The 21,931-nt window shown below is 40.6% G+C and carries 18 protein-coding genes and 2 pseudogenes; 5 read left to right on the top strand and 15 right to left on the bottom strand.

The features are described from left to right. Positions 1-94: 94 nt before the first annotated feature. The 5 genes and pseudogenes from A9957_RS10465 to A9957_RS10445 form a co-directional block, all read right to left on the bottom strand. A complete protein-coding gene (locus tag A9957_RS10465) occupies positions 95-1,519 on the bottom strand; it encodes a bifunctional 2-polyprenyl-6-hydroxyphenol methylase/3-demethylubiquinol 3-O-methyltransferase UbiG (RefSeq protein ID WP_292344160.1) in 1,425 nt (474 codons plus the stop codon). Positions 1,520-1,532: 13 nt separating this feature from the next. Further along, complete coding sequence (locus A9957_RS10460; RefSeq protein WP_096712006.1) at positions 1,533-2,747, bottom strand: ABC transporter ATP-binding protein; 1,215 nt, start codon at positions 2,745-2,747, stop codon at positions 1,533-1,535. Beyond that, complete coding sequence (locus A9957_RS10455) at positions 2,747-3,526, bottom strand: ABC transporter permease (protein WP_181079208.1); 780 nt, start codon at positions 3,524-3,526, stop codon at positions 2,747-2,749. The genes A9957_RS10460 and A9957_RS10455 overlap by 1 nt, the downstream gene beginning before the upstream one ends. Continuing rightward, positions 3,504-4,586: a glycosyltransferase gene (locus tag A9957_RS10450; protein ID WP_292344159.1), complete on the bottom strand. Its 1,083-nt coding sequence runs from the start codon at positions 4,584-4,586 to the stop codon at positions 3,504-3,506. Before A9957_RS10450 ends, A9957_RS10455 begins: the two co-directional genes overlap by 23 nt. Then, positions 4,583-5,707: pseudogene (locus tag A9957_RS10445) on the bottom strand (GDP-mannose 4,6-dehydratase); the annotation flags it as partial. The gene A9957_RS10450 and the pseudogene A9957_RS10445, both read right to left, overlap by 4 nt. Positions 5,708-6,176: 469 nt before the next feature. Here A9957_RS10445 and A9957_RS10440 point away from each other — a divergent pair. The 3 genes from A9957_RS10440 (at position 6,177) to A9957_RS10430 (ending at position 12,465) form a co-directional block, all read left to right on the top strand. Further along, positions 6,177-8,537, top strand: a complete 2,361-nt coding sequence (locus A9957_RS10440) for an oligosaccharyl transferase, archaeosortase A system-associated (RefSeq protein WP_096712003.1) — start codon at positions 6,177-6,179, stop codon at positions 8,535-8,537. 621 nt (positions 8,538-9,158) lie between these two features. Then, a complete protein-coding gene (locus A9957_RS10435) occupies positions 9,159-11,183 on the top strand; it encodes a cation:proton antiporter (RefSeq protein ID WP_105460301.1) in 2,025 nt (674 codons plus the stop codon). Between the two features lies 1 nt (position 11,184). Then, the gene (locus tag A9957_RS10430; protein WP_292344157.1) at positions 11,185-12,465 is read left to right on the top strand and encodes a methanogenesis marker 16 metalloprotein; all 1,281 of its coding nucleotides are present in this window, start codon (positions 11,185-11,187) and stop codon (positions 12,463-12,465) included. Here the strand turns inward: A9957_RS10430 and comE are convergent. The 10 genes from comE to A9957_RS10380 form a co-directional block, all read right to left on the bottom strand. Continuing rightward, the gene (comE, locus tag A9957_RS10425; protein ID WP_096712000.1) at positions 12,428-12,997 is read right to left on the bottom strand and encodes a sulfopyruvate decarboxylase subunit beta; all 570 of its coding nucleotides are present in this window, start codon (positions 12,995-12,997) and stop codon (positions 12,428-12,430) included. The two genes, A9957_RS10430 and comE, sit on opposite strands and share 38 nt — an antisense overlap. Then, complete coding sequence (gene comD / locus A9957_RS10420; protein ID WP_096711999.1) at positions 12,994-13,491, bottom strand: sulfopyruvate decarboxylase subunit alpha; 498 nt, start codon at positions 13,489-13,491, stop codon at positions 12,994-12,996. Before comD ends, comE begins: the two co-directional genes overlap by 4 nt. 14 nt (positions 13,492-13,505) lie before the next feature. Further along, positions 13,506-14,747: a cysteate synthase gene (locus A9957_RS10415; protein ID WP_105460304.1), complete on the bottom strand. Its 1,242-nt coding sequence runs from the start codon at positions 14,745-14,747 to the stop codon at positions 13,506-13,508. 109 nt (positions 14,748-14,856) lie between these two features. Then, positions 14,857-15,096: a cytochrome b5 domain-containing protein gene (locus A9957_RS10410; RefSeq protein ID WP_292344155.1), complete on the bottom strand. Its 240-nt coding sequence runs from the start codon at positions 15,094-15,096 to the stop codon at positions 14,857-14,859. Between the two features lie 27 nt (positions 15,097-15,123). Then, positions 15,124-15,330 carry a hypothetical protein gene (locus A9957_RS10405; protein WP_072360651.1) on the bottom strand — a complete coding sequence of 69 codons (207 nt, stop codon included), beginning with the start codon at positions 15,328-15,330 and terminating at the stop codon, positions 15,124-15,126. Positions 15,331-15,411: 81 nt separating this feature from the next. Further along, positions 15,412-15,738 (bottom strand): winged helix-turn-helix domain-containing protein, encoded by a 327-nt coding sequence (locus A9957_RS10400; RefSeq protein WP_105460306.1) that lies wholly within the window; start codon positions 15,736-15,738, stop codon positions 15,412-15,414. Between the two features lie 116 nt (positions 15,739-15,854). Further along, positions 15,855-16,277 (bottom strand): SufE family protein, encoded by a 423-nt coding sequence (locus A9957_RS10395; RefSeq protein ID WP_292344154.1) that lies wholly within the window; start codon positions 16,275-16,277, stop codon positions 15,855-15,857. Next, positions 16,274-17,455, bottom strand: a complete 1,182-nt coding sequence (locus tag A9957_RS10390; RefSeq protein WP_105460308.1) for a cysteine desulfurase — start codon at positions 17,453-17,455, stop codon at positions 16,274-16,276. The genes A9957_RS10395 and A9957_RS10390 overlap by 4 nt, the downstream gene beginning before the upstream one ends. Beyond that, positions 17,452-18,414: an L-histidine N(alpha)-methyltransferase gene (egtD, locus tag A9957_RS10385; protein ID WP_292344152.1), complete on the bottom strand. Its 963-nt coding sequence runs from the start codon at positions 18,412-18,414 to the stop codon at positions 17,452-17,454. Before egtD ends, A9957_RS10390 begins: the two co-directional genes overlap by 4 nt. Further along, entirely contained in the window at positions 18,411-19,673 is a 1,263-nt protein-coding gene (locus A9957_RS10380) for a rhodanese-like domain-containing protein (protein WP_292344150.1), read from the bottom strand. Before A9957_RS10380 ends, egtD begins: the two co-directional genes overlap by 4 nt. Before the next feature lie 799 nt (positions 19,674-20,472). Between A9957_RS10380 and A9957_RS10615 the strand changes: the two are divergent. Both A9957_RS10615 and A9957_RS10375 read left to right on the top strand, forming a co-directional pair. Next, positions 20,473-20,571 (top strand): annotated as a pseudogene (locus A9957_RS10615) (heavy metal-binding domain-containing protein); the annotation flags it as partial. Between the two features lie 156 nt (positions 20,572-20,727). After that, positions 20,728-21,891 (top strand): S1C family serine protease, encoded by a 1,164-nt coding sequence (locus tag A9957_RS10375; protein ID WP_096711991.1) that lies wholly within the window; start codon positions 20,728-20,730, stop codon positions 21,889-21,891. Positions 21,892-21,931: the final 40 nt, after the last annotated feature.

Below are 21,931 nucleotides of genomic sequence, written 5' to 3'. Positions count from 1 at the left end.
TGCATTACTAAAATTATTTTATTATTACACAGATATTTGTTTCTGACAAATAATTAATTAGATAATTCTGTATCTATCTATAAAACTAATTAAATTATTTTCTCCCAATTACCGAATAATCCTGTGGTCCATAAAGGATATTGTTCAACATATCAACATTGTGGTTATAAACATCAAAACACTTCTTATCCTTTAGATTCATGTCCTCATCAACAGGCATCTTTTTCAGCCTTGCTTCATCGGATACAGGTGAGAAAAATTGTGAATCAATGTCTCTGAATCCCGCTGATTCGAAAAGGAACTTAAGGGTTTCAGGATGGACCGGCTTCTTATGGGTCAGGTCAGCGTAGAAATTGGCAAAGGAGGACAGGGATAAAGGATTTACTGTTTCTGCAACAAGGTGGCAGCCGTATCTTAACTTTTGCTGGCAGAGTCCCAGTAACTTTATCAGATAATCGGGTTCCAGATGTTCAACTACCTGATCAATAAATATACCGTCCAGACTTTTGTCTTCAAGGGTTTCCAGATACTCTATGGCATCCTGTATTTTCACATCAAGTCCTTTTGAGTGGCAGTATCCGGCCATATCCTCATTGATGTCAACGCCATGTGCAGTGATACCATTATCCCTCAATAACTCCAGAAATTCACCTCTTCCACAGCCGATATCAAGGACATTTGAGCATTGTTCAAAGTAATGCAAAAATGCTGCCTGTCGCTGTTTAATGTCCTCTCTTGAACCCCGGAACCGGTCCTCGAAGACAAAATAGTTGACATCTGCATCTTTAATATCAGGAGATTCGGCATTCAGATTTTCAAATTCTCCCTTTATTTTTCCTTCAAGGATATTGGCAAGCCACGCTTTATTCTCAATATCTGAGTTCATCGAAGAAATTACAGAACTAACCTGACTTTCAATCATATCATTGATCTCAGGTCTCAACTGTTCGATCTTATCATCTATTTCAGGTCTCAACTGCTCGATCTTACCATCAATCTCAGGTCTCAACTGCTCGATCTTACCATCAATCTCAGGTCTCAACTGCTCGATCTTATCATCAATCTCAGGTCTCAACTGCTCGATCTTACCATCAATCTCGGGTCTCAATTGCTCGATCTTACCATCTATAACGTTTTCAAAAGAATTGATTTTCTCATTGACATTGTTGAGATAACGGGCAGTGCTTCCGTTGAATTCGGTCTGCTTCCAGATAATGGGATCCACATATCTTCTCACCTCACCATGAACAAGCTCTCGCCCTTTAACCAGAGGCTTCCCTACAACAGGCCGATGTGAACTGATGAAATAACTGTTGTTCTGGATATCCCAGTTTGCATTGATGTATTCAAGGTCTCGCTGAACATTTGTGCTACATTCAGGGCTATTCCCGGCAGGATCCATTTCTATCCCGTCTTGTGGATAAACACCAGCTTCCTTTCTCATGCGGATATTGTCTTTGATCTTTTTCATGATCTCTTCAACATCAATCTCATCATCGTGAATTTCAAATGTGTCCATTATCTCACTTCCATCATATCTTCCATTGACAGGGAATCTCAATAAGTCCTGCATCCATACTTGTCGGGATCACATCAAATGCATATTGCCTGTCATGCCAATCATACGTTTTTTGATCATGGGTATGTATTGCAACTGTCAGGAGGAACTGACCCGTAAGCATCGGGATCTTCTCAACCTCAAGATCGATATACCCCTCGCCATCTACATGATCGATTGATACTTTTCTTAACTCTGTGTTTGTACCGAACAAATGTTCCCCATTCTCTGAATAAAGTGAAATACCAAATACCGGATCCAGTACCTTCTTATGGGCATTATAAAATATTCTGATCACCATCGGATCAGACGAATTAAACCTGTTAGATGCATTCCCGAATTTGTCGTAAAACTTAACATCGGTAATCTCCACCTTCTTATTACTCTGGTGTGTACTTTCTTCGGAATTCTCTTCTGCAGGGGATGTATCTGCTTCTGTATCACTGCTAGACATGTTAGAAGCGTCTTCCCCATATACATACTGGTCTATCACTTTCTCAGTATCATCAAGAGCCACCTGTTCTCCGTGGTTGAGAAGCAATGTCCGGTCACAGAACCTGCGCACAGAACCCAGGTCATGGGAGACAAATACAATTGTAACTCCTTTTTCCCTGTACTGTTTAAGCACCTCCAGGCATTTCTGCTGGAATTCCATATCCCCTACAGCCAGGACCTCATCGAGCAGGAGGATCTCCGGGTCGTTCTGTATAGCGGTTGAGAAAGCCAGTCTTACCTGCATACCCGAGGAAAAATTCTTCAATTTCGTATCCCTGAATCTTTCAAGTCCTGCAAAATCCAGAACATCATCCAGTTTGCTCTCGATCTCTTTTTTTGGCATCCCCATAATTGTGGCATAGATCTTCACGTTCTCTGCCGCTGTAAGTTCAGGCTGGAAACCCACCCCCAACTCCAGGAAAGGTGTGACCTTTCTATTGACATTCACCTTCCCTCTGGTAGAATCCAGGATTTGGGCTATTAGTTTTAACAGAGTGCTTTTACCACTTCCATTTTCACCAATAATACCGATTGCTTCTCCGTCCTCAACTGTGAAATTGATATCCTTCAGCGCCTGAAATGTCTCATAGGGTGCAGGCTTGAAAACACCGGTCAATGCTTCGAATAAAGTGTTTCTTTTTTCATGGGGAATGCGAAATGATTTGTATAAATGTTCAACTTCAATTGCCGGCATTAAATCTCCTCTGCAAATCTTGGTTCCAGTCTATTAAAGATAACATAACCCATAATGAGGAAAATTACTGATGAAATCAGCATGAATGTCAGATTCCCGACTGTAGCAGGCGATGAATATATGATGGTATGACGGGCTGATATTATCATTATTGCAACCGGGTTCAACAATACTATTTTCTGCAGGTATGCCGGGAATATATCTATAGTATAAAGGATAGGTGTCGCAAAAAATCCTGCCTGCAAAATGACCTGCCAGATGAACTGTACGTCCCTGTAGAAAACATTCAGTGCAGCAAGTGCCAGGGTCAGACCCAGAGATATAAAAAAGAGGAAAATCAGGATAAATGGTACATAAATTAAATTGGTAGATATCGGAACCCTGAAGATAGCCATAAATGAAATGAATATAAGGGATTCAAATATGCTCATTAGAAGGGCTGTTATACAGGAAGAAATTACAAAGATGTCTCTGGGAAAGTAGATCTTCTTAATCATATCCGCTTTCCCGACGATGGAATTCATCCCAATACTTGTCGCCCTGCTCAAAAAGTTCCAGAGAATTATACCAAGAAGCAGGAAAAGCTGGAAATACTCCACCTGCACCCTCATTAGATTGGAAAATACTACGTATAGAACTGTAAGCATCAGCATGGGTTCCAGAAGGGACCAGAAATATCCCAAAATTGAATTCTTGTATCTGAGCTTGAATTCGCTCCATGCCAGCTGCCAGATAAGTTCCCTGTAAGCGTAAAGATTATTCAGGTGCTTGAAGACCATTATTAATCACATTTTTAATCTGTTTTTCAAAGATTGATACATCGAACATTTTTGAACGCTCAATGCATGCATCCCGGTACATATCAGGTTCCTTCGATATGAGTTGTACAGCCTCTTTGATACTTCTATAATTTGCATCAACCAGTAGACCTGTATCCTCCGTTACCGTCTCCATAAAGCCTCCCTCATTTACTGCAACAACCGGCTTTCCACTTGCCATTGCTTCTACAGGGGTTAGTCCAAAATCTTCATCAATGGCAGTGCAAATGAAACCTCTGCATCTGGAATAGAGATCTCTAAGTTCATCATCCTTAATTTCCCCAATTATTTTAATATTTTCGGGAAGGTCATTATACAGGGTCCTGGCATAGCTTTCCGCATGATCCCCTTTTGCATACCCGCCTACAATTACAAGTTTTTCATCAGGCATTTTCCTAAAAGCCTCTATTTGTAAATCAATTCTTTTTTCAGGATACAATCTATTCACAGAAAGCCAGAAATCGCCATATTCCTCACACCTGAACATAGAAACATCAATTGGAGGATAAATTATCTCGGAATCTCTTTTATGATATTTCTTAATTCGCCTCTGGACATTCCCTGATATAGTAACTATATTGTCAATATCTTTCACAGAATGTTGATCCAGATGCCGGTGGCCATACACCCAGGCTCTGAATAATTGTCTTTTTACAAAATTCTGTCTTTGCAAAAAATTGTCATATAGATCGTAAAAGGCCCTGACAGGAGTATAGCAATACCACATATTCGGATGGTGCGTATGAGCTGCATAATGGCTCCAGTTACCGGTGAAAATCGAAAAATCATATTCTTCAGAAAAATCACTGAAATAGAATTTCCTGGTTGCAGATATCTGCTTTAATGGAGGGATTTTTCTGGTACTTCCCAGGGAGATTACATTCCCCTTTAAACCCAGTTTATCCACCGCGTCGGTGTCTGTAGTAATTACATCTGCATCAAATAAATCAGAGATAGTGGAAACAACCTTTTCCCCGCCTCCAATAGCTCCGAAATAATCATGAAATATTGCTATATTCATGCTCTCTTCTTCTCATCCAGAAAATAGTTAAGTTGGTCTCTTATGATATCTTCAACACTGTATGTAGCCTTAAATCCAAGTTCCTGCACCTTTGTCGTATCAGCAAAGAGAATTGGAACTTCAGAAGGTCTGAATCTTTCCGGATTAAATTCAATAGGGACCCTCTTCTCACCGCAGTGAGCAATTATCCCTTTATCCTCAAGTAAGAATTCCAGTGAACCCTCAAGAAGCATTTTATCAACGTTGGTTTTCTCAAAGGCTACACCATAAAATTCAGAGTAATCCCGATCAATTGGATTATCAATAACTTTATTGTTATTCATACTTTCAATTCTGTCAACAGGCATACCTGCATTTTCAAGACTCAGGAGGATATAGGACAGCACAGATGTTGTGCGCATGGATCCCAGATTGTACACATCCCCATACTGGCCCTTATCAGCAAGTACACAATAACCATTAATTATATCCATCACATGAGACCAATCACGAAATGCATTGACATTTCCGATGGTTATTTTGTCCAGATTTCCGGATTTTAATTCCGCTACCTGGTTTGTCACAACTGATGTAACAAACATGATACCCCTGCCTGCTCCTTCATGATTGAATGCTCTTGATACGACAGTGTTAAGACCATATGTATAATGATAATTCCTCATCAGATAATCACCATATACCTTGCTGACAGCATAGGGAGACATTGGACGAAGGGGGTTTGTTTCTTTTATGGGGACTTCAGGGATCTCAGGTTCCGGGAATATTTTGCCATATTTTTCTTTCATAAGGCTGTAATGTTCTTCTGAATTAAACACAAGGCCGTATTCCTCGGAGGATCCTGCAAAGACAATAGTAGGATTTACTCCTTTAATTCGCACTGCCTCTAATAAATTATGTGTACCAAGTGAATTAATCTGAGATGTTTCAATGGGGTGTGAAAATGATCGGGGTACAAAGGATTGAGCTGCCAGATGGAAGATCACATCCGGTTGTGAAACATCCAGAGCATGAGCTAATCCCGTGATATCCTCAAGGTTTCCTTCAACAAAATTAATTCCATTCTGGATATTTTTGTAGCTTATATTTTTTGGAATTGTACCGTCTGCTTTTCTTCTGATAAGCCCGTATACATTTGCCTCCTAATCAATAAGATACCGGGCCAGGTAAGAGCCCACAAAACCACTTACACCTGTAATCAACACATTCCGATTTTTCCATTTCATGAATTTTCTCCTTTAATATTTATGACCTCAATCCATTGATGATTCACTCAATTATTACCTTTTGATTGGGAACACATTACACACAATTGAATATTTTTTGTTATATAAATATATACTATTGGTTTCATAATCTCTCTTTAAACAGTACATTCACAGCCACCCACATTTATGCGAGAGAAATCCTGCACCATCATAATATTATTGTTTTTAGATCTGCATCCACTATTCAGATATACATACCTACATCAGGGAAGATAGAGAATGAAATTTTAGATATTAAAAGATTGTTATATATTATTTAGATGACCTGGAAATATATTTATATGTGCAGATCTATAATCAGCCAGAATGCTATTGGGCTGAGCCTATGATCGATCGCAACCAAATTATACACAGCAAACTAACACTTTTATTTCTGGTACTGGCATCCTTTGCAATCAGAGCAATTTCCTCGTTGACAGTTTTTGCAGATGGAAAGGTAACCTTTACCGGGATGGATCCTTTTTACCACATGAGACGAATTATATACACTACTCTGAACTTTCCCTCTACTTTAACCTTTGATTCATATCTTAATTACCCATATGGTTTTGATATAGGCTGGCCTCCCCTTTATGATCAGGCAGCTGCGTTGTTTGCTATGGTACTTGGTTTCGGGAACCCGGACATCCATACTATCGAGGTCGCAGGTGCTATTTTTCCCGCCCTGCTGGGAGCATTGACCATCATACCCATCTATATTATTGCCTCCAGCCTCTTTGATAAAAGGACAGCCCTCTTAAGTGCGGCTGTAATTTCCCTTATACCGGCGCACCTGGCAGTCTCAAGAGTTGGGGCTACCGATCATCACGTGGCCGAAATCCTGCTCTCTACAACCGCATATGCCCTTTTCATGCTCTCCCTGAAGTACGGAAAGGATGCAAATCTTTCATTCTCCAGCATCAAAAAAATAGGTTCACAGAGGTCAATTGCAAAACCACTGGTTTTTGCAGGGGCCGCAGGCATCGTCCTGGCTCTTTCTGTATTCACATGGCTGGGATCGCCCATATTTATCGGCCTGATTGTACTGTATGCGCTGGTCCAGTTCATGCTAGATCTACGGCAGAAGGTATCCTCCGAATATCTTGTGATCAATACACTCACCACCTACCTGGTGACCCTTATTGTTATCACACCTTTCATCTCCACCCTGATCCGCCCGGGTTACGAATTCAGCGGAATGTTCCTTTCCTGGTTCCACGTACTGTATGTGGCGGTCCTATTGGCATCCATAATTGTACTTGGAGCAATCTCCTGGATTATCGGCTCAAAGGGTCTGAAATGGTGGTACTATCCTGTGGTTGTCATAATGGTGGCCGGTACCGGAACAGCGGCTCTTTCATTCATCTCACCGGAGTTATATCAAAGCCTGACTTCAGGCCTTCTCTATCTTTTAGGATGGGGAGAAGTCCTCGGAATGATCACCGAAGCACAGCCGCTCATCTATGACGATGGTTTTACATTAACCCCTCTCTGGCATACCTTCGTCATATTCAGCATAACTGCAGTAATTGGTTTTAGCCTTATCCTCAGAAATGCAATCAAAGATAAATATCCCCCGGAAATGGTATTCTTCATAATCTGGTCCTTTATTGTAACAATACTTGCATTATCCCAGACAAGGTTTACATATCTGCTCTCCATAAACATCGCAATATTAACAGGATACTTTATAATTGCAGTCTTTGATCTTTTTAAGGATGACTCAGACAAGGACAAAAAGAAAAAGAAAAAACGGTCAAAAAACACATCATCTAATATTTCTTTCTGGCAAATTGGGTATGGCACATGCATTTCAATAATATTTATTTTAGTTGTAGGCTTGCTATTCTTTGGACCTACTATCAGTATCCTGACAAACCCCGGGGTTCCACCATCTGACTGGGAGGAATCCCTTGACTGGCTGGAATCCAACAGCCCAAAAACATCATATTATCTGGACCCTGTAGAAAAACCTGAATACGGGGTCTTAAGCTGGTGGGACTATGGGAACTGGATTCTCTATATGGCAGAAAGACCGCCTGTTGCCAATAATTTCCAGACAGGACTGAAAGATTCAGCCAGATTTTTTGCAAGTTCAAATGAATCGGAATGCGTATCAATATTGAAGAAAAGAAATGTAAGATATGTAATCACTGACACTTCAATGGTTGCAGAAAAGTTCACACATATAATGAATATTGCAACAGGTAATTCTTTTACTAATAATGAATTCGAAAGATTTTACATGAGTGAGCAATTCATGGATACGAACCTGGCAAAATTACATATTTCAGACACCGCACAAATTAGCAATCTCCGGCTGATATATGAATCCAACAGTACTTCTCAGAGTATGCATCTTGGATCCAGAATCGATAACTATGAAAACATCAGTAACATCAAAATTTTTGAATATGTGCCCGGCGCCACAGTTGAAGGGTTTGCCAGACCTGACAGGGAAGTCCATGCAAAAACAAATGTAACCCTGAGTAATGGACGCATTTTTGAATACTGGAATACAGCTACCACAAATGAATCTGGATGGTATGAGTTAACTCTCCCATATTCAACAACAGGCACACCATATAATGCTAAAGTAGAAAACTATAGTATCACAGCAGATGCAAACACAAGTATGATTAAAGAAGTAGAGGTTACTGAAGAAGATGTAATTTCAGGAAACCGGCTGAGAAATGATTTATTATAATGCCCACAGGCGTCCTGAACCAAGACCTGTAGCCAGATAATTGCATAAAATCCCCTAAACCTGCCATTACCTGTTCAAGGATAATTTATGAAGAGAAGGAATATAAAACAGCTAAATTTAGGCTCTGTAAAGGGCCTTTCCCTTTATTCTTGTTGACATATTATTATTTATTACATTGATTTTTTGCTAATGTAATTTTGGTCATAAAAACACAAAGGTCATGAATGTGTTTTGTTTCAGATTGAAAATTTGGAACTCCCATTAAATCTGTGAATTAATGCGATGATGGTGACGGCGTTTTGTTTCAATTTGCATCAAATGAGGATGTTAAAAAGAAAAAAGGTGGTGGACTGAGGGCGGAAGCTATCTAAAAATAAGCAGATATTTCAGAATAATTGTCCGGGAAACAGGCTAGTAGAGTGATAATAAGAACAAATTTTATAGAAGTTCTGGAAGAGGAACGTTGATCAGAATCCTCTATAGATTGTTTGGCATCGGCCACATAAGGATTTTGTCCTGCAAAACCACTGTATTTCTAGTATTTAGAATGGGCTTGCTTCCAGTTTTAGAAATAGCTTGAAATGAATATCTTTATTAGATATCTTTTCATAATTCATTTTTATGGAATTGGCTATACTTAATGGTATTATCATTGTTTTTGGAATATCTATTTTTGTGCTTTATATATGTAACAAACTTCACATTTCTATTATAGTCGGGTTTCTGGTAACTGGTATTCTGGTGGGTCCTTATGGACTGGGATTCATAAATAATCCTGATGATATCAATATCCTTGCTGAGATAGGCATTATTCTTTTGCTGTTTACCATCGGAATGGAATTATCTCTAAAAGAACTCTGGAATATGAAGCGTTCTGTGATACTTGGAGGAGGACTTCAGGTTCTTTTTACAACCCTTGGAACTCTTTTTGCAGCTACATATCTTGGTTTTGGTTTCAGTGAATCCCTTTTCCTGGGCTTTTTGATATCTCTAAGCAGTACAGCAATTGTGCTCAAGACACTCCAAAAAAGAGCCGAATTGCATAGCTTGCACGGTCGCACAATCCTTTCTATATTATTGTTCCAGGATGTCATTGTAGTGGCAATGATTGTGGCAACTCCGTTTTTGGCAGGGGTTGGTGGAAATGATGCAAACTCAATTATTATGATTCTTCTGAAATCTCTGGCAATTATTATATTCATTATGTTTTTTGCCAGATGGCTGATTCCCCATATCCTACATCACATTATCAAAACCCGTAATCCTGAAATGTTCTTGCTGTCTGTGATTGTCATATGTCTATCTATTGCCATGCTTACTTACAGGGCGGGACTGTCCCTGGCATTGGGGGCTTTCCTTGCAGGCCTTGTGATATCTGAATCTGAATACAGTCATCAGGCACTGAACAATATTCTGCCCTTTAAGGATGTTTTTTTGAGTATTTTTTTCGTATCAATAGGAATGCTGCTTAATGTACAATTTTTCCTGGAAAACTCCTTACTTATATTACTTGTAACTATTGGGGTTATGTTATTCAAGGGAATTGTCAGTGGTTTTGTTTCTATTGTTCTGGGATATCCCCTTCGCAATTCCATTCTAACCGGTATGGCACTTGCTCAGGTGGGTGAATTCTCTTTCGTCCTTTCAAATTTCGGGGTTGAGTATGGTCTCCTGGACAACTACCTATACCAAATGTTTCTGGATATTTCCATTCTCACAATGGCAGCTACTTCCTTTTCCATTTCCTATTCTCCTTCTGTGGCTGCCAATATTCTCAAACTACCTATACCACATCAGCTCAAGTACGGTTTTGCCCGTAAAGATGTCACAAAGATGTACGATAAAAAGGAAAAAATGTCTTCCCATCTTATCATCGTAGGTTTTGGTTTTAATGGTAAAACAGTGGCAAAAGCTGCAAAGGCAGCGGGTATTCCTTATCTGGTTATTGAAACCAATCCAGAAAGTGTAAGAGAAGGTATTTCAAAAGGAGAAAATATTTTTTATGGGGATGCGACCCAGGAAGGTGTACTCGAAAAGGCTGATATTGATTCGGCAAAAATAATGATTGTTGGTATCTCCGATGCAACGGCAACCCGCAGAGTAATCTGGCTTGCAAGAAAAATGAATCCCAATATTCATATCATTGCACGAACACGTTATTTACAGGAGATGGGTCCACTCTATGAACAGGGGGCTAATGAGGTTATTCCGGAAGAATTTGAAACCTCTGTGGAAATATTTGTCCGCCTGCTCAGACGTTACCTTGTTCCGGAGGATCAAATAAAGAAATTTATAGAAGATGTCAGAGCTGATGGATATGACATGTTTCGCAGTATTTCGCATAACCCCTTAAGTTATGAGAAAATGCAGTTTGACATCCCGGATGTGAATATAGTCTCTCTCCGTGTGCCTCAGAGGGCTGATGTGGTAGGGATGACCCTTGAAGATCTTTCCCTCAGACAACGATTCGGAATTACAGTCCTGGCAATTAGGAGAGGGGTGGAAATTATCACAAATCCCGGAGGGGATATACGTATTCTGGAAGGGGATATTCTTGTGTTACTGGGAAGTCATGAAGATATGAAAGAAATAGGAGACTTTTTCACGGATCTAAGTGAAAAAAACACAAAAGATACTGAGGAATAATATGGAGCGGGAAGTAGGGCCTATTCTTGAGAAAATTAACCGTAAAGAAGCAACAGTTCTCACCTCTCAGGAAGTTTGTGATATAATTGATGCAGGGGATGATGTTGGTTTTGGGGATGTTGATGTGGTGACTGCTGCCACCAGAGCGATAATGAGTGGAACTTATGCAGTCCTCTCATTTCCGGTAAAAACCGGGGAAAAATTCACCCGCGCATCAGCTGTAACCATAAATGGAGTGGATTCCCATGTGGGTCCATGTCCCAATGAAAGGCTGGGTATCCTGGACTTGATGGTTTTTGGTACTGCACACAGCCATGATAGGGAAAATTACGGAGGAGGCCACCTTTTCCGGGATATTGTGGAAGGTAATCCTGTGGATGTCGATGTAGTTACCGATGAAGGGAAGAAATATTCAGATACAGTATCCATTGAAGATATGCCATACGCCCAGCTGTTTGCAACGCGTCATGCATTTAAGAATTACAGTGCCTTTGTGAATTTTTCTCCGTCTACTGTTTCCACTATTTTCCATGCAACCACTTTTGCACCAGATGCCACCGAAGCCACCCTGTCGGGGTGTGGGCAAATAAACCCTGTAAAGAACGACCCACAGCTCCATGGTATCGGCGTGGGAAGTCGCATTCTTCTCAATGGTGCCGAAGGTTTCATCCTGGGTTCAGGAACGCGTAGCAGCCCGGAAAAACCCAATCTGATAGCAACTGCGGATATGCATTCCATGGAGGCTGATTATATGGGAGGTTTTGCTACGTCTGCAGGTCCGGAATGCATTGTTTCCTGGGCAGTTGCAGTGCCTGTAGTTGATGATTCAGTATTCGATGCTATAAGGCAAACAGATGGTGAAATCCCGCTTCCTGTGATGGATGCTGATCGCAGGGTAAAGGTTGCAATAACAAGTTATGCAGATGCATGGAAAGATGTAGATATTGAGGTAGCTTTCAATCCCGGCAAATGTCGTGGATGTGATGTATGTGAACCCATGAAAAAATGTCCTATGGAATCAATCTATTTCAACGGGGACAAAGTAGTACTGAACAGGCACACATGCTTTAACTGCGGTCTCTGCTCCACTCTATGTAGCGATGTTTTCAGGGCAGACCTGGGCAGTCTTAAATTCGATTATGAAGGGAAAAATATGGATGTCCCTATTGTTGTGCGCCAGTCAGATCGCAAACGTGCACTCATAATGGCTGAAAAATTAAGGGACAGTATAAAGGACGGTACATTCATCTTGAATGGGATGGTGGAGAGGATATCTCCATAAACCGCTTAATTATATCTGCAGGACAGAGGTGGATAACAGGCACCTTCTTGTTGCCGGGTTCGGTCTTTACTACCAGGACACCACTATCCATTGTATCCAGTTTCTCTTTAAGGTCTGACTTATCGGACACCATGGCAACATTTTGTACGCCGGCTCCCAAAGCAACTTCTTTGAGGTCTGTCAATCCTGCTGTCGCAGTTATTTGATTGCCCGTAGAGCCATATGCACCGTTATCGATGATTACAAGGAGATAATTATCCGGATGCTGGTTGGCTATTGTTGCCAGGCTTCCCATATTCATCAGGACCGACCCATCACCATCAATTGCGAGAACTTTCCTGTCCGGTCTTGCCAGGGCCAGCCCGAGCCCGATGGAAGAAGAAAGGCCCATTGAACCAAGCATGTAGAAATTTGCCTTTCTGTCACATATTTCGTATAATTCTTTTGAGGGGAATCCGATATTTGCAATGATCAGAGTATCTTTATCTCCCTCTTTTTCAGCAAGAATCTCAAGTGCACCGTAGCGTATCATGATTCCCTCCAGAAACCTATACTCAACAGGATAGCTGCTTGCTTTCCTTCTTCAAATGCTTTTTTAGTGGCTTTTTCGATGGTTTTTTTGGCCTGTACAAGATGTGGTTTGTATGCAGGTATATCCAGGACTTCGAGTAGGTGAGGTGTTTTTTCACCCATTGGTACCTGGGCGCAGATGGGCTCTCCTTCAATTCCCCTGTGACTTATAATTATCAGTAAAGGGATGTTGTATAGGCGATTGAGAGATGCCAGGGCATTGATGGAATTTCCCATTCCGGAATTTTGCATCATTATGGCCGGTTTTTTCCCTCCCATATAGGCCCCGGCGCAGATTCCTATGCCTTCCTCCTCCCGGGTGGCGGGAACGTGGATTATGTCCGGATCACTGTCGACCATGGGAATGAGTTTCTGGAGGTTGGCACACGGTACGCTGACAACAAAATCAATACCTGATTCCTTTATACCCTTGAATACTTCCTCGGACGGGTCCATGTAGCCTCATTCCTTTATTCGAATTTGTCTTCAGCTTTTTGTATGATTTTAGCGGGCGCTTCACTGTCTTCAGGGGATACTACGAGATCAGGCTCAAGCCTGATTGTGGCAAGTTCTTTTAAAGCTCTTTTAACTCCTCCGCCGGTGATATTGAGCATTATGAGTTCTGATCTTGATACCTTTGTATTCCTGACAGCTTTTATCAGTGCGGCTGTGGCCACAGCTGCTGAGTACATAATGTCGATACCTTCAAGTTCTTCAAATAGCAACCTGGCTTCTTCGGCCTCTTCATTGGTAATCCCGTAAAGGTCCCCTCCTGTGGCTTCAAGGGCATCTCTCACTCCCCCGCCCACCGCATACGGAGGTTTGCGGTTAAACAACACGGTGTCGTACATTCCTTCTGGACATTTCGGATCCACAGCAACCCCCTCATGTAACTGTATCAATGGAGCACAGGGGAAGTTCTGGGCAAGATGTAACTGTGGCAATTTATCTCCATATCTGCCGTCCTTTTTCAGGCGCATAGCTGCTTCCCAGGCAGCAATCCCGCCGGTTCCACTGCCCACTGCCTGGAAATAGTGGTCCGGCAGATGTTTCATGGTCAGTGTTGCATCCAGCATTACTGTTCCCATGCCATCACGGCGTGCTACGTTCCTGGCACCGCCTTCCGGCATGAATTTTTCCCTATCGGTGATTTGTGCGGCAATGGAGATAGCGTCATAATAATCCCCTTTTACCACTGCAACACAGATGGAAGATGTGGATTTTGCAGGAATCCAGAGTTTTTCCAAGGCATTTTCAGGTACTACCAGAAGCAGAGGAAGTCCGGTAATAGAAGATACATGTGCAAAGGCCCGGGCAGTGTTGCCAGCGGAGGCAACTACCAGTATCCTTTCTTTTTTCTGCTCGCTTACCCTCTGCATAGTGGGATATGCTTCCAGGTCCTTGAAACTGCAGGTTCTCATATAGGCTTCTTTTTCAGGCCAGTAACCGTTAAAGCTTATGAAAAGGTTCTCAAGGCCGAGTTTATCAGCAAGTTTCTCACTTTTGTAGGTTCTTGTTTTGCTGCTACCTTTTTTGATTACGCCTTCCACAGGCAACCAATTGTAGAATTTCCATATTACGGGAAGGTCACAGGATTCGAACTGCTTTTTTGAATATTCAGTTCTCAAAAGAGTTCCATCAATAGGGCATACCATGTCATATTTGCCATAAGTCTTGCCACATTTTGGGCAGATGAGTCTGTATTTGTCCATATAATGGAGTTTGCTGGTGGTCTTATATATCTTGTCCTTTCAGCCAGCAGGAATTTCCTTTAAGGAAAAAAGAAAGGGATTCTTTTGGTAAAACATCCCCGATGTACTTTCAATGATTATTCACAAATATGCCGATTATTTCGAATTCATTGAATACGTCTTCCTCATGAGGCGCCTCTTCCATTTCTTCTGTAAGGTCGATGCCACCTTCATGCATGCCCTGATGATCCCCGGCCATCCATAACTCACTGTTTGTTACATCATAGACCTTGCCATTATAGGCAACATAGATTTCATCCCTGTCTTTCCCATTGTATTTGGCCAGACCATCCGGTGTAAATTCTCTCATGAAATCTCACTACCCCCTTTATTGAGGTTAGTCTTCTACTTCCATTGCATTAATTATATCGTTGACCGATAGCTCCCCCTTTGCAGCTCTTTTGATCATAGGGTAAATGTAGCTGCAATCATCCATTGCACTCCAGCGTTTTTCACCGACACGGTGAATAATTTCATCCAGGATTTTCTCACATTTCTTGCAGTATTCACTGTCTGCTTCTGCTCCGCAAATAGCACAACTCATAAAACTCCTCCATAATTCCAATTGGTTTTAAAGTTAAAGAGGTTTGTGGAGATTTATATCTGGAAAGTTTACAAACCAATTTTAACATTTAGGATTTGATTTACCGGACTGGCAGTCGGAAAGTAACTCAATGCCCTTGTCTGTCAGCCTGTATTCATCATTTTCAATCCTGACCAGTTCCCCGTTGAGCAGGAAATCGATGTGGTATTTCAGTACAGAAGGCTCTTCATCGATGTTTGCGGATAATTCATCTGTGTTGATTCCAAAAGCACCTATAGTTTTGACTATTTCCCTTCTTAATGGATGGGATGCAGCTTTATTTAACATGTCATGCTCTTTTTTGACAGATTCACCTTTTGATTGTTTCTGCATAATCACATCGTCGAGTTCATCGTAGTCATCTTCCATTGTTTCAACCTCTAGTATTTATAATGGTTAATAATTTATATTTTTGTTGGCTGTGTTCTTGGTTTTTATTGTAAATGCAGATTCTCTATGACCGGGATTATGAAATTATATTGTCATTATTGAACGTTGCTCTGGTCAAACTCATTTTTAGCGATTTCTTTTATCCTCCTGATAATTGACTCCAATCCATTCGATCTTGCGGGTGAGAGATTTGATTTCAATCCGATTCTTTCAATAAAGTACAGGTCGATGTTTGCAATCTCCTGAGGATGCCGATTGTTTACTACCCTGAGTAAAAGGGCCATGATCCCTTTGGTTATCATGGCATCACTATCGAGATTAAAGTTCAGTTTGCCATCTCTCTTATAACTTTGAATCCAAACTCTGGATTGGCATCCGCTGATTGTATTTTCGTCGGTCCTGGAATCTTCATCCATGGGTTCAAGTTCTTTGGCCGAAGTGATAAGGAGGTCATACCTGTCAAGCCATTCAAGGCCATCAAATTCCCTTATTATTTCATCCTGGATAGCATCTGTCACGTGTACATCATCTCTACTTTTTCAATCCCTTCAATAAGCCTGTCCACATCTTCTTTTGTATTATACAATGCAAAACTTGCTCGTACTGTGCCTTCTATTGCGAAGGATCTCATCAATGGCTGGGCACAATGATGCCCTGTTCTCACAGCTACTCCCATTTTATCCATTATCAGACCTGCATCATAATGGTGAACCTGATCCAGATTAAAGGAGATTGACCCGCACATCCGGTCAGTATTTCCGTAAACAGTCACATTATCCATCTCCAGCAGTCTGTCTCTCGCGTAAGAATAAACGTCACTCTCATGCTTTTCTATTTTATCCAGACCTCTTTTTTGCATGTAATCAATTGCTGCACCCATACTTATTGCTCCTGCAATGTGCGGTGTGCCTGCTTCATATCTTAAAGGAGGCTCTTGGTATGTTGTTTTTTCAAGACTTACTTTATCAACCATACCTCCTCCGCCTTTTGCCGGCATGAGATCACTGAAGCGATCGCTTGTATAAAGCATTCCCACCCCGGTATCTGCATACATCTTGTGACCCGAAGCAGCCAAAAAGTCACAACCGATATTTTTTACGTCAAGGGGTAAATGCTGTATTGACTGGGCTGCATCCACCAGAACCGGGACATCATGATCCTTTGCAATTTCAGTTATCTTCTTGATATCGTTTACAGAACCAAGAACATTTGAGACATGACTTATAGCAATCAATTTTGTCTCCTTTGTGATATCTATAGAATCCAGCAGCAAATTGCAATCCTCATCCATCTGAATTGCCCTTAGTTTTGCTCCTGCCATCTGCCAGGGAACGATATTTGAGTGGTGTTCCACACCTGTTACCAGGACTTCATTTCCCTTTAAGGAAGGTTCAAGCGAACGTGCGACCTGATTTATAGCATCGGTAGTCCCGGCAGTAAATGTCACTTCACCGGGGTTGCGAGCACCTATGAAGTCACTTACCTTTTTCCTTGCTTCTTCATACTTCTCACTGGACCTTTCACTCAGGTAATGCACTCCCCTATGGATATTACTGTAATCTGTCTTATAAAAATCAGATATGGTATCAATCACAGAGTTTGGTTTCTGGGTTGTTGCTGCGTTATCAAGATAAACCAATTGTTTTCCATAGACTTCTTTATCAAGTATTGGGAAATCTTTTGCAAAACCTGTCATTGTTTCACCATTTCAACAAGGGAGAACCATTTCTTATCATCGTTAAAGATGCTTTCCACAGAAAGTCCTGCAGCATTTGCCATTTTATTGATACCGTCAACAGTATATTTATGGGAGTTCTCTGTGTGAATGGTCTCGCCTTTATTGAATACTATCTGATTTTTTAAGAAGGGGCTTGTTACTTCCAGGTCTTTCTTTGCCTTCAGGTGCATCTCGATTCGGGAATATTTTTTATTGAAGAATGCAACATGCTCAAATTCCTCCGGATCGAAATTAGTCATAAGGTGATCATTTGCAACATTCAGTATGTTCTTATTGAATTTTGCAGTAATCCCCTGGCTGTCATTATAGGCTTTTTCGATGATGTCAATATCTTTTACCATATCCACTCCCAGAAGAAGCCTGTCGTTATTATTCATGACTTTGCCAAGGTCTGTCATGAATTTCATTGCTTGTTCTTCAGTAAGATTACCGATTGTGCTTCCGAAGAAACAGAAGAACCGTCTCCTTTTTGCAGGGATTTTTTCAATATGCCCAAGGAAGTCGGCAGTAATCCCATGGATATTCATTTCAGGATACCTGTCCTGAAGATTACAGGCAGATTTCTCTATAGCTTGTTTGCATACATCAACCGGGTAATATACTATAGTCCGGCGAATCTCTTCTGGTACTTCATCGAGAAATACAGAAATCTTTGAACAGTCCCCGCTTCCAAGCTCTACAAGATCGCAGTTTTCCAATTCATGTTTCAATTTTTGAGCAGTTGACCTGAGCAATGGGACCTCGACCTTTGGAGGATAATATTCGTCCAGTTTGGTGATTGTTTCAAATAACTCAGACCCATGATGGTCGTAAAAATACATAGAAGGAAGTGTTTTTGGATTTCCCCTCAGGCAATTGATGAGCTCTTCGCGGATGGAACTTTCTCCAACTTTGGGCATAAAATCGTCTATGATCATTTTTCAGGGACCCCGGTTTCAAAAGGAAGGTTATTATTGCTCCATTCAAACCATCCGCCGTCATAGACAGCTGCTTTATTCCAGCCCATGAGCCAGGCATTAAGGAAGGCTTCACTGCCCCTCCAGCCAGTTCCACAGTAGAATGCATTGCGCTTGTCGGGGGTGACTCCGATCTTCTTCCACTTAGCTGCAACTTCCTGGTATTCACGCATGGTATGGTCCAGATTCCTGTAGTTTTCCATGTGGTAGGCATCTGTTCCACAGTCACCGAATACCGTTCCCGGAATCCTCCCCTTCTTTTCAATATAATTATAACCACTTACTTCCCCTATATATTCTCTCCAGCTTCTGACACTCACCAGGTTTTTATCAGGGGATGCGAGAATCTCTTTTGCTTCTTCAAGATCAACAGCAATTTCCGGCTTTTGCGGTATGTCAACTCCAAACGATACTTTCTCATTTTTAGAAGGAACTGTAGTTATTTCATAATCAGAATCCAGCCATGACTGAAGACCGCCATTGAGTATGCGCACATCTTTCACACCTGCATAAAGCATGATGAAAGCACATCTCATTGCACCGAGATGGCCTGCGCTGCTTCCCGGGAACGGATCATCATTATTTGGTGAAGAGAATTTTCCATAAAGTATGACTGTTGTGTCATGTGCTATGCCTGCCTCTTCCAGTGCATTCTTTAATTCCTCAGGTGAGCGGCGATTCCATGTCTCTGGAGACTCAAGGGAGTTTGTATCAATTGGGATTGCTCCGGGAATATGGCCTTCATCATAATCCGAAGGGTTCCTGTAATGAGAATGACATATCACGAATTTATTATTATTGTATTCCGGAGCATTATTTGTTGTGATCAACTGGTTAAGCCAATCCGCTGAAACCAGATGCTTATATCTTTCAAGATGCTCCATGGGCAAATCTTTTTCTGCCCATTCGAGAAAATTGTTGAAAGTAGTTATGTCAGAATACCCGGCTCTTTCAAATTGTTTGGCTACTTCTTCTACTCTCTGGCTGTCATACCCATAAATTACCAGAGAATCTTCCGGTAAAATTTCTTTATTCCTGACAATCTCTATCCAGTCAATGTAGTGTAGCCATTTATAGGGCAGTGACTTTGCGCCCTTTATGTGTCCGCCTCTTGCCTCTGCCCCTTCTTTCCATCCATTATAGGCGTCAATGGATCTTATATCAATTACCTTATAGTAGTCCAGGTCTTCTGCTAACTGTTTAGTTGTAATTTTCCTCATACTGTATAATTGGTTTAAATCTTTATATATTATGGGGATTCAATTTGAAAAAATCGTCTTTTACAAGATTTTCTGGTATCATCTAGGTGTATTTTATGATCTAACAATTACAAAATAATATGCGGAATTATAGGTAGGCTAGAAAACCACAACTTCTAAAAATTAATAAACTTTATATGATTCAGTTTAAAAAAATCAGTTATATTAATTATGCATCTAGCTTATCATATTGAAAAGGTGTCATGGTTAAAATTAATTGAAATCTATTTAAGATAAACTGGAAAATAAAGATATTAAATTTGAGTTTTTGCTAAAATTATATAAATAACTTTATTTTCTAATTTTTAGGTAATTAAACATCCCCTATGCTATAAATGGACTTTACACAAATTCACGATTTAATAGCTGAAAAAATCAGATTACAGCAATCTTTCCTGCCTCTGTTATCGAATACTCATCTTTTTCTTCGATATATCCCATGGCCTTAAGATCACACAATTGGTTGTATGTCATTCCCCTGGGATTTTGATATTCCAATGTTGACTGCAATGGTCTTGACCTACTTGATGGCCAACTGGATCTGTTCAAGGATCAACTACTTACATCACGATACATGATGCCATAAACGCAGCAAATTATAGCAATACGACCAATGTTTATCCTGGAACTTACACAGAAAATGTGGACGTGAGCAAAAAACTAAACATAATCTCCGAATTTGGAATCGCAAGGGAGATGAAAGAGAATGAAGAGAATGAGAAACAGAGACTAATTCTTATAAAATGTACCCCTCTGTGACACCACCACCGGCCCAACTGCTGGGTTCTGCAGCAAATGCGGCATGACATTAACTGCCAAAAGTATGGTGAACATACAGATAGTGGCGATGAGGTATTGACATTACTGATGGATACCATCAAGCATAATACTGATATGCTTATTAGAGATTTACAGGAAAACAAAAAGAAAGTCTGGTAATTGAAAAAGAAGATTATAACAAGGATTCTGCAATTGGCCGTAAAAAATATTAATATCGCCTTCAGTGGGGACTATTATGAGAAAGCCAATATCTTTATTCAGAGGGAAAGCAGGAAAAATGCTGCCACTAGCAGCAGTACTATTTCTCCTGATAGGATTTGTGCTTGGAGTAGGTTTGATGACATTTTTTTATCAGGGAGGCAGTACTGTTGATTTTGCCGGAGAAAATAGTATAGACAATGTAACATATGCAACAAGTTCCAATAAAAATTCAAGTGAAACATATAAAATATTATATCAACAAATTATTGACTCTGTGGTTTCTGTAAAAGTACAGGGAGAAATAAACGGAAATCAATTTAAAAGTGGAGGATCGGGATTTGTTTACGATGAAAAAGGACACATAATTACAAATCAGCATGTTGTGGATAATGCTGATTCAGTAGAAGTATATTTCAGCAACGATATCGTAAGAAAAGCCAAGATTATTGGGACCGATAAATATTCTGATATTGCAGTTTTGAAGGTAAAAGAAGATCCTTCTAATAAAAATTTCACAGCTCACCCACTTCCAATGGCTAATTCATCCGAAATAAAGCCCGGACAAATAGCTATGGCTATAGGCACACCACATGGACTTGAAGGTAGTGTAACTCATGGTATAATTAGTGCCACAGGAAGAACAATGTCTACTTCCAATGGATTTTCAATCCCAAACATGATACAGACAGATGCCCCTTTAAATCCAGGAAATTCTGGAGGCCCTTTAGTTGACCTTTCAGGTCAGGTAGTTGGTGTAAATAGAGCAAAGAGCGGGGATAATCTTGGGTTTGCTATCCCTTCCAATAAAGTCCAAAGAGTTGCGAATGCTATAATTGAAAAAGGTGAATATGAACATTCATGGCTGGGGGTGCAGATGCTTCCTGTAAGTTCTAAAATGGCAGATTTTATGAATCTCAATGATGAAGCTGCAAGAGGTGTTATGATCGCTGCCGTCATTGAGGATGGACCGGCCTATGATGCCGGGTTGAAAGGTGCTAAAAGTATAGAAATCGATGATCAAATGGCTTTTGTCAATGGTGACATCATAGTTGCAATCGATGATAAAAAGATGTATGAAAGTGATCAAATAATTACCTATATCGACAAAAAAAGGCCATCAGAGACTATAGAGGTTGATTACTATAGAAACGGAGAAAAGATGACAACGGAGGTGAAACTGGGAACTAGACCAAATTGATTTATATTTTAAAAACAGAATGTTTTTACTTTTTATTTTA

Origin of the sequence: Methanohalophilus sp. DAL1 (assembly GCF_001683555.1) — an archaeon.
GTDB classification, from domain to species: domain Archaea; phylum Halobacteriota; class Methanosarcinia; order Methanosarcinales; family Methanosarcinaceae; genus Methanohalophilus; species Methanohalophilus euhalobius.
This window is presented reverse-complemented; position numbering and strand designations above follow the sequence as displayed.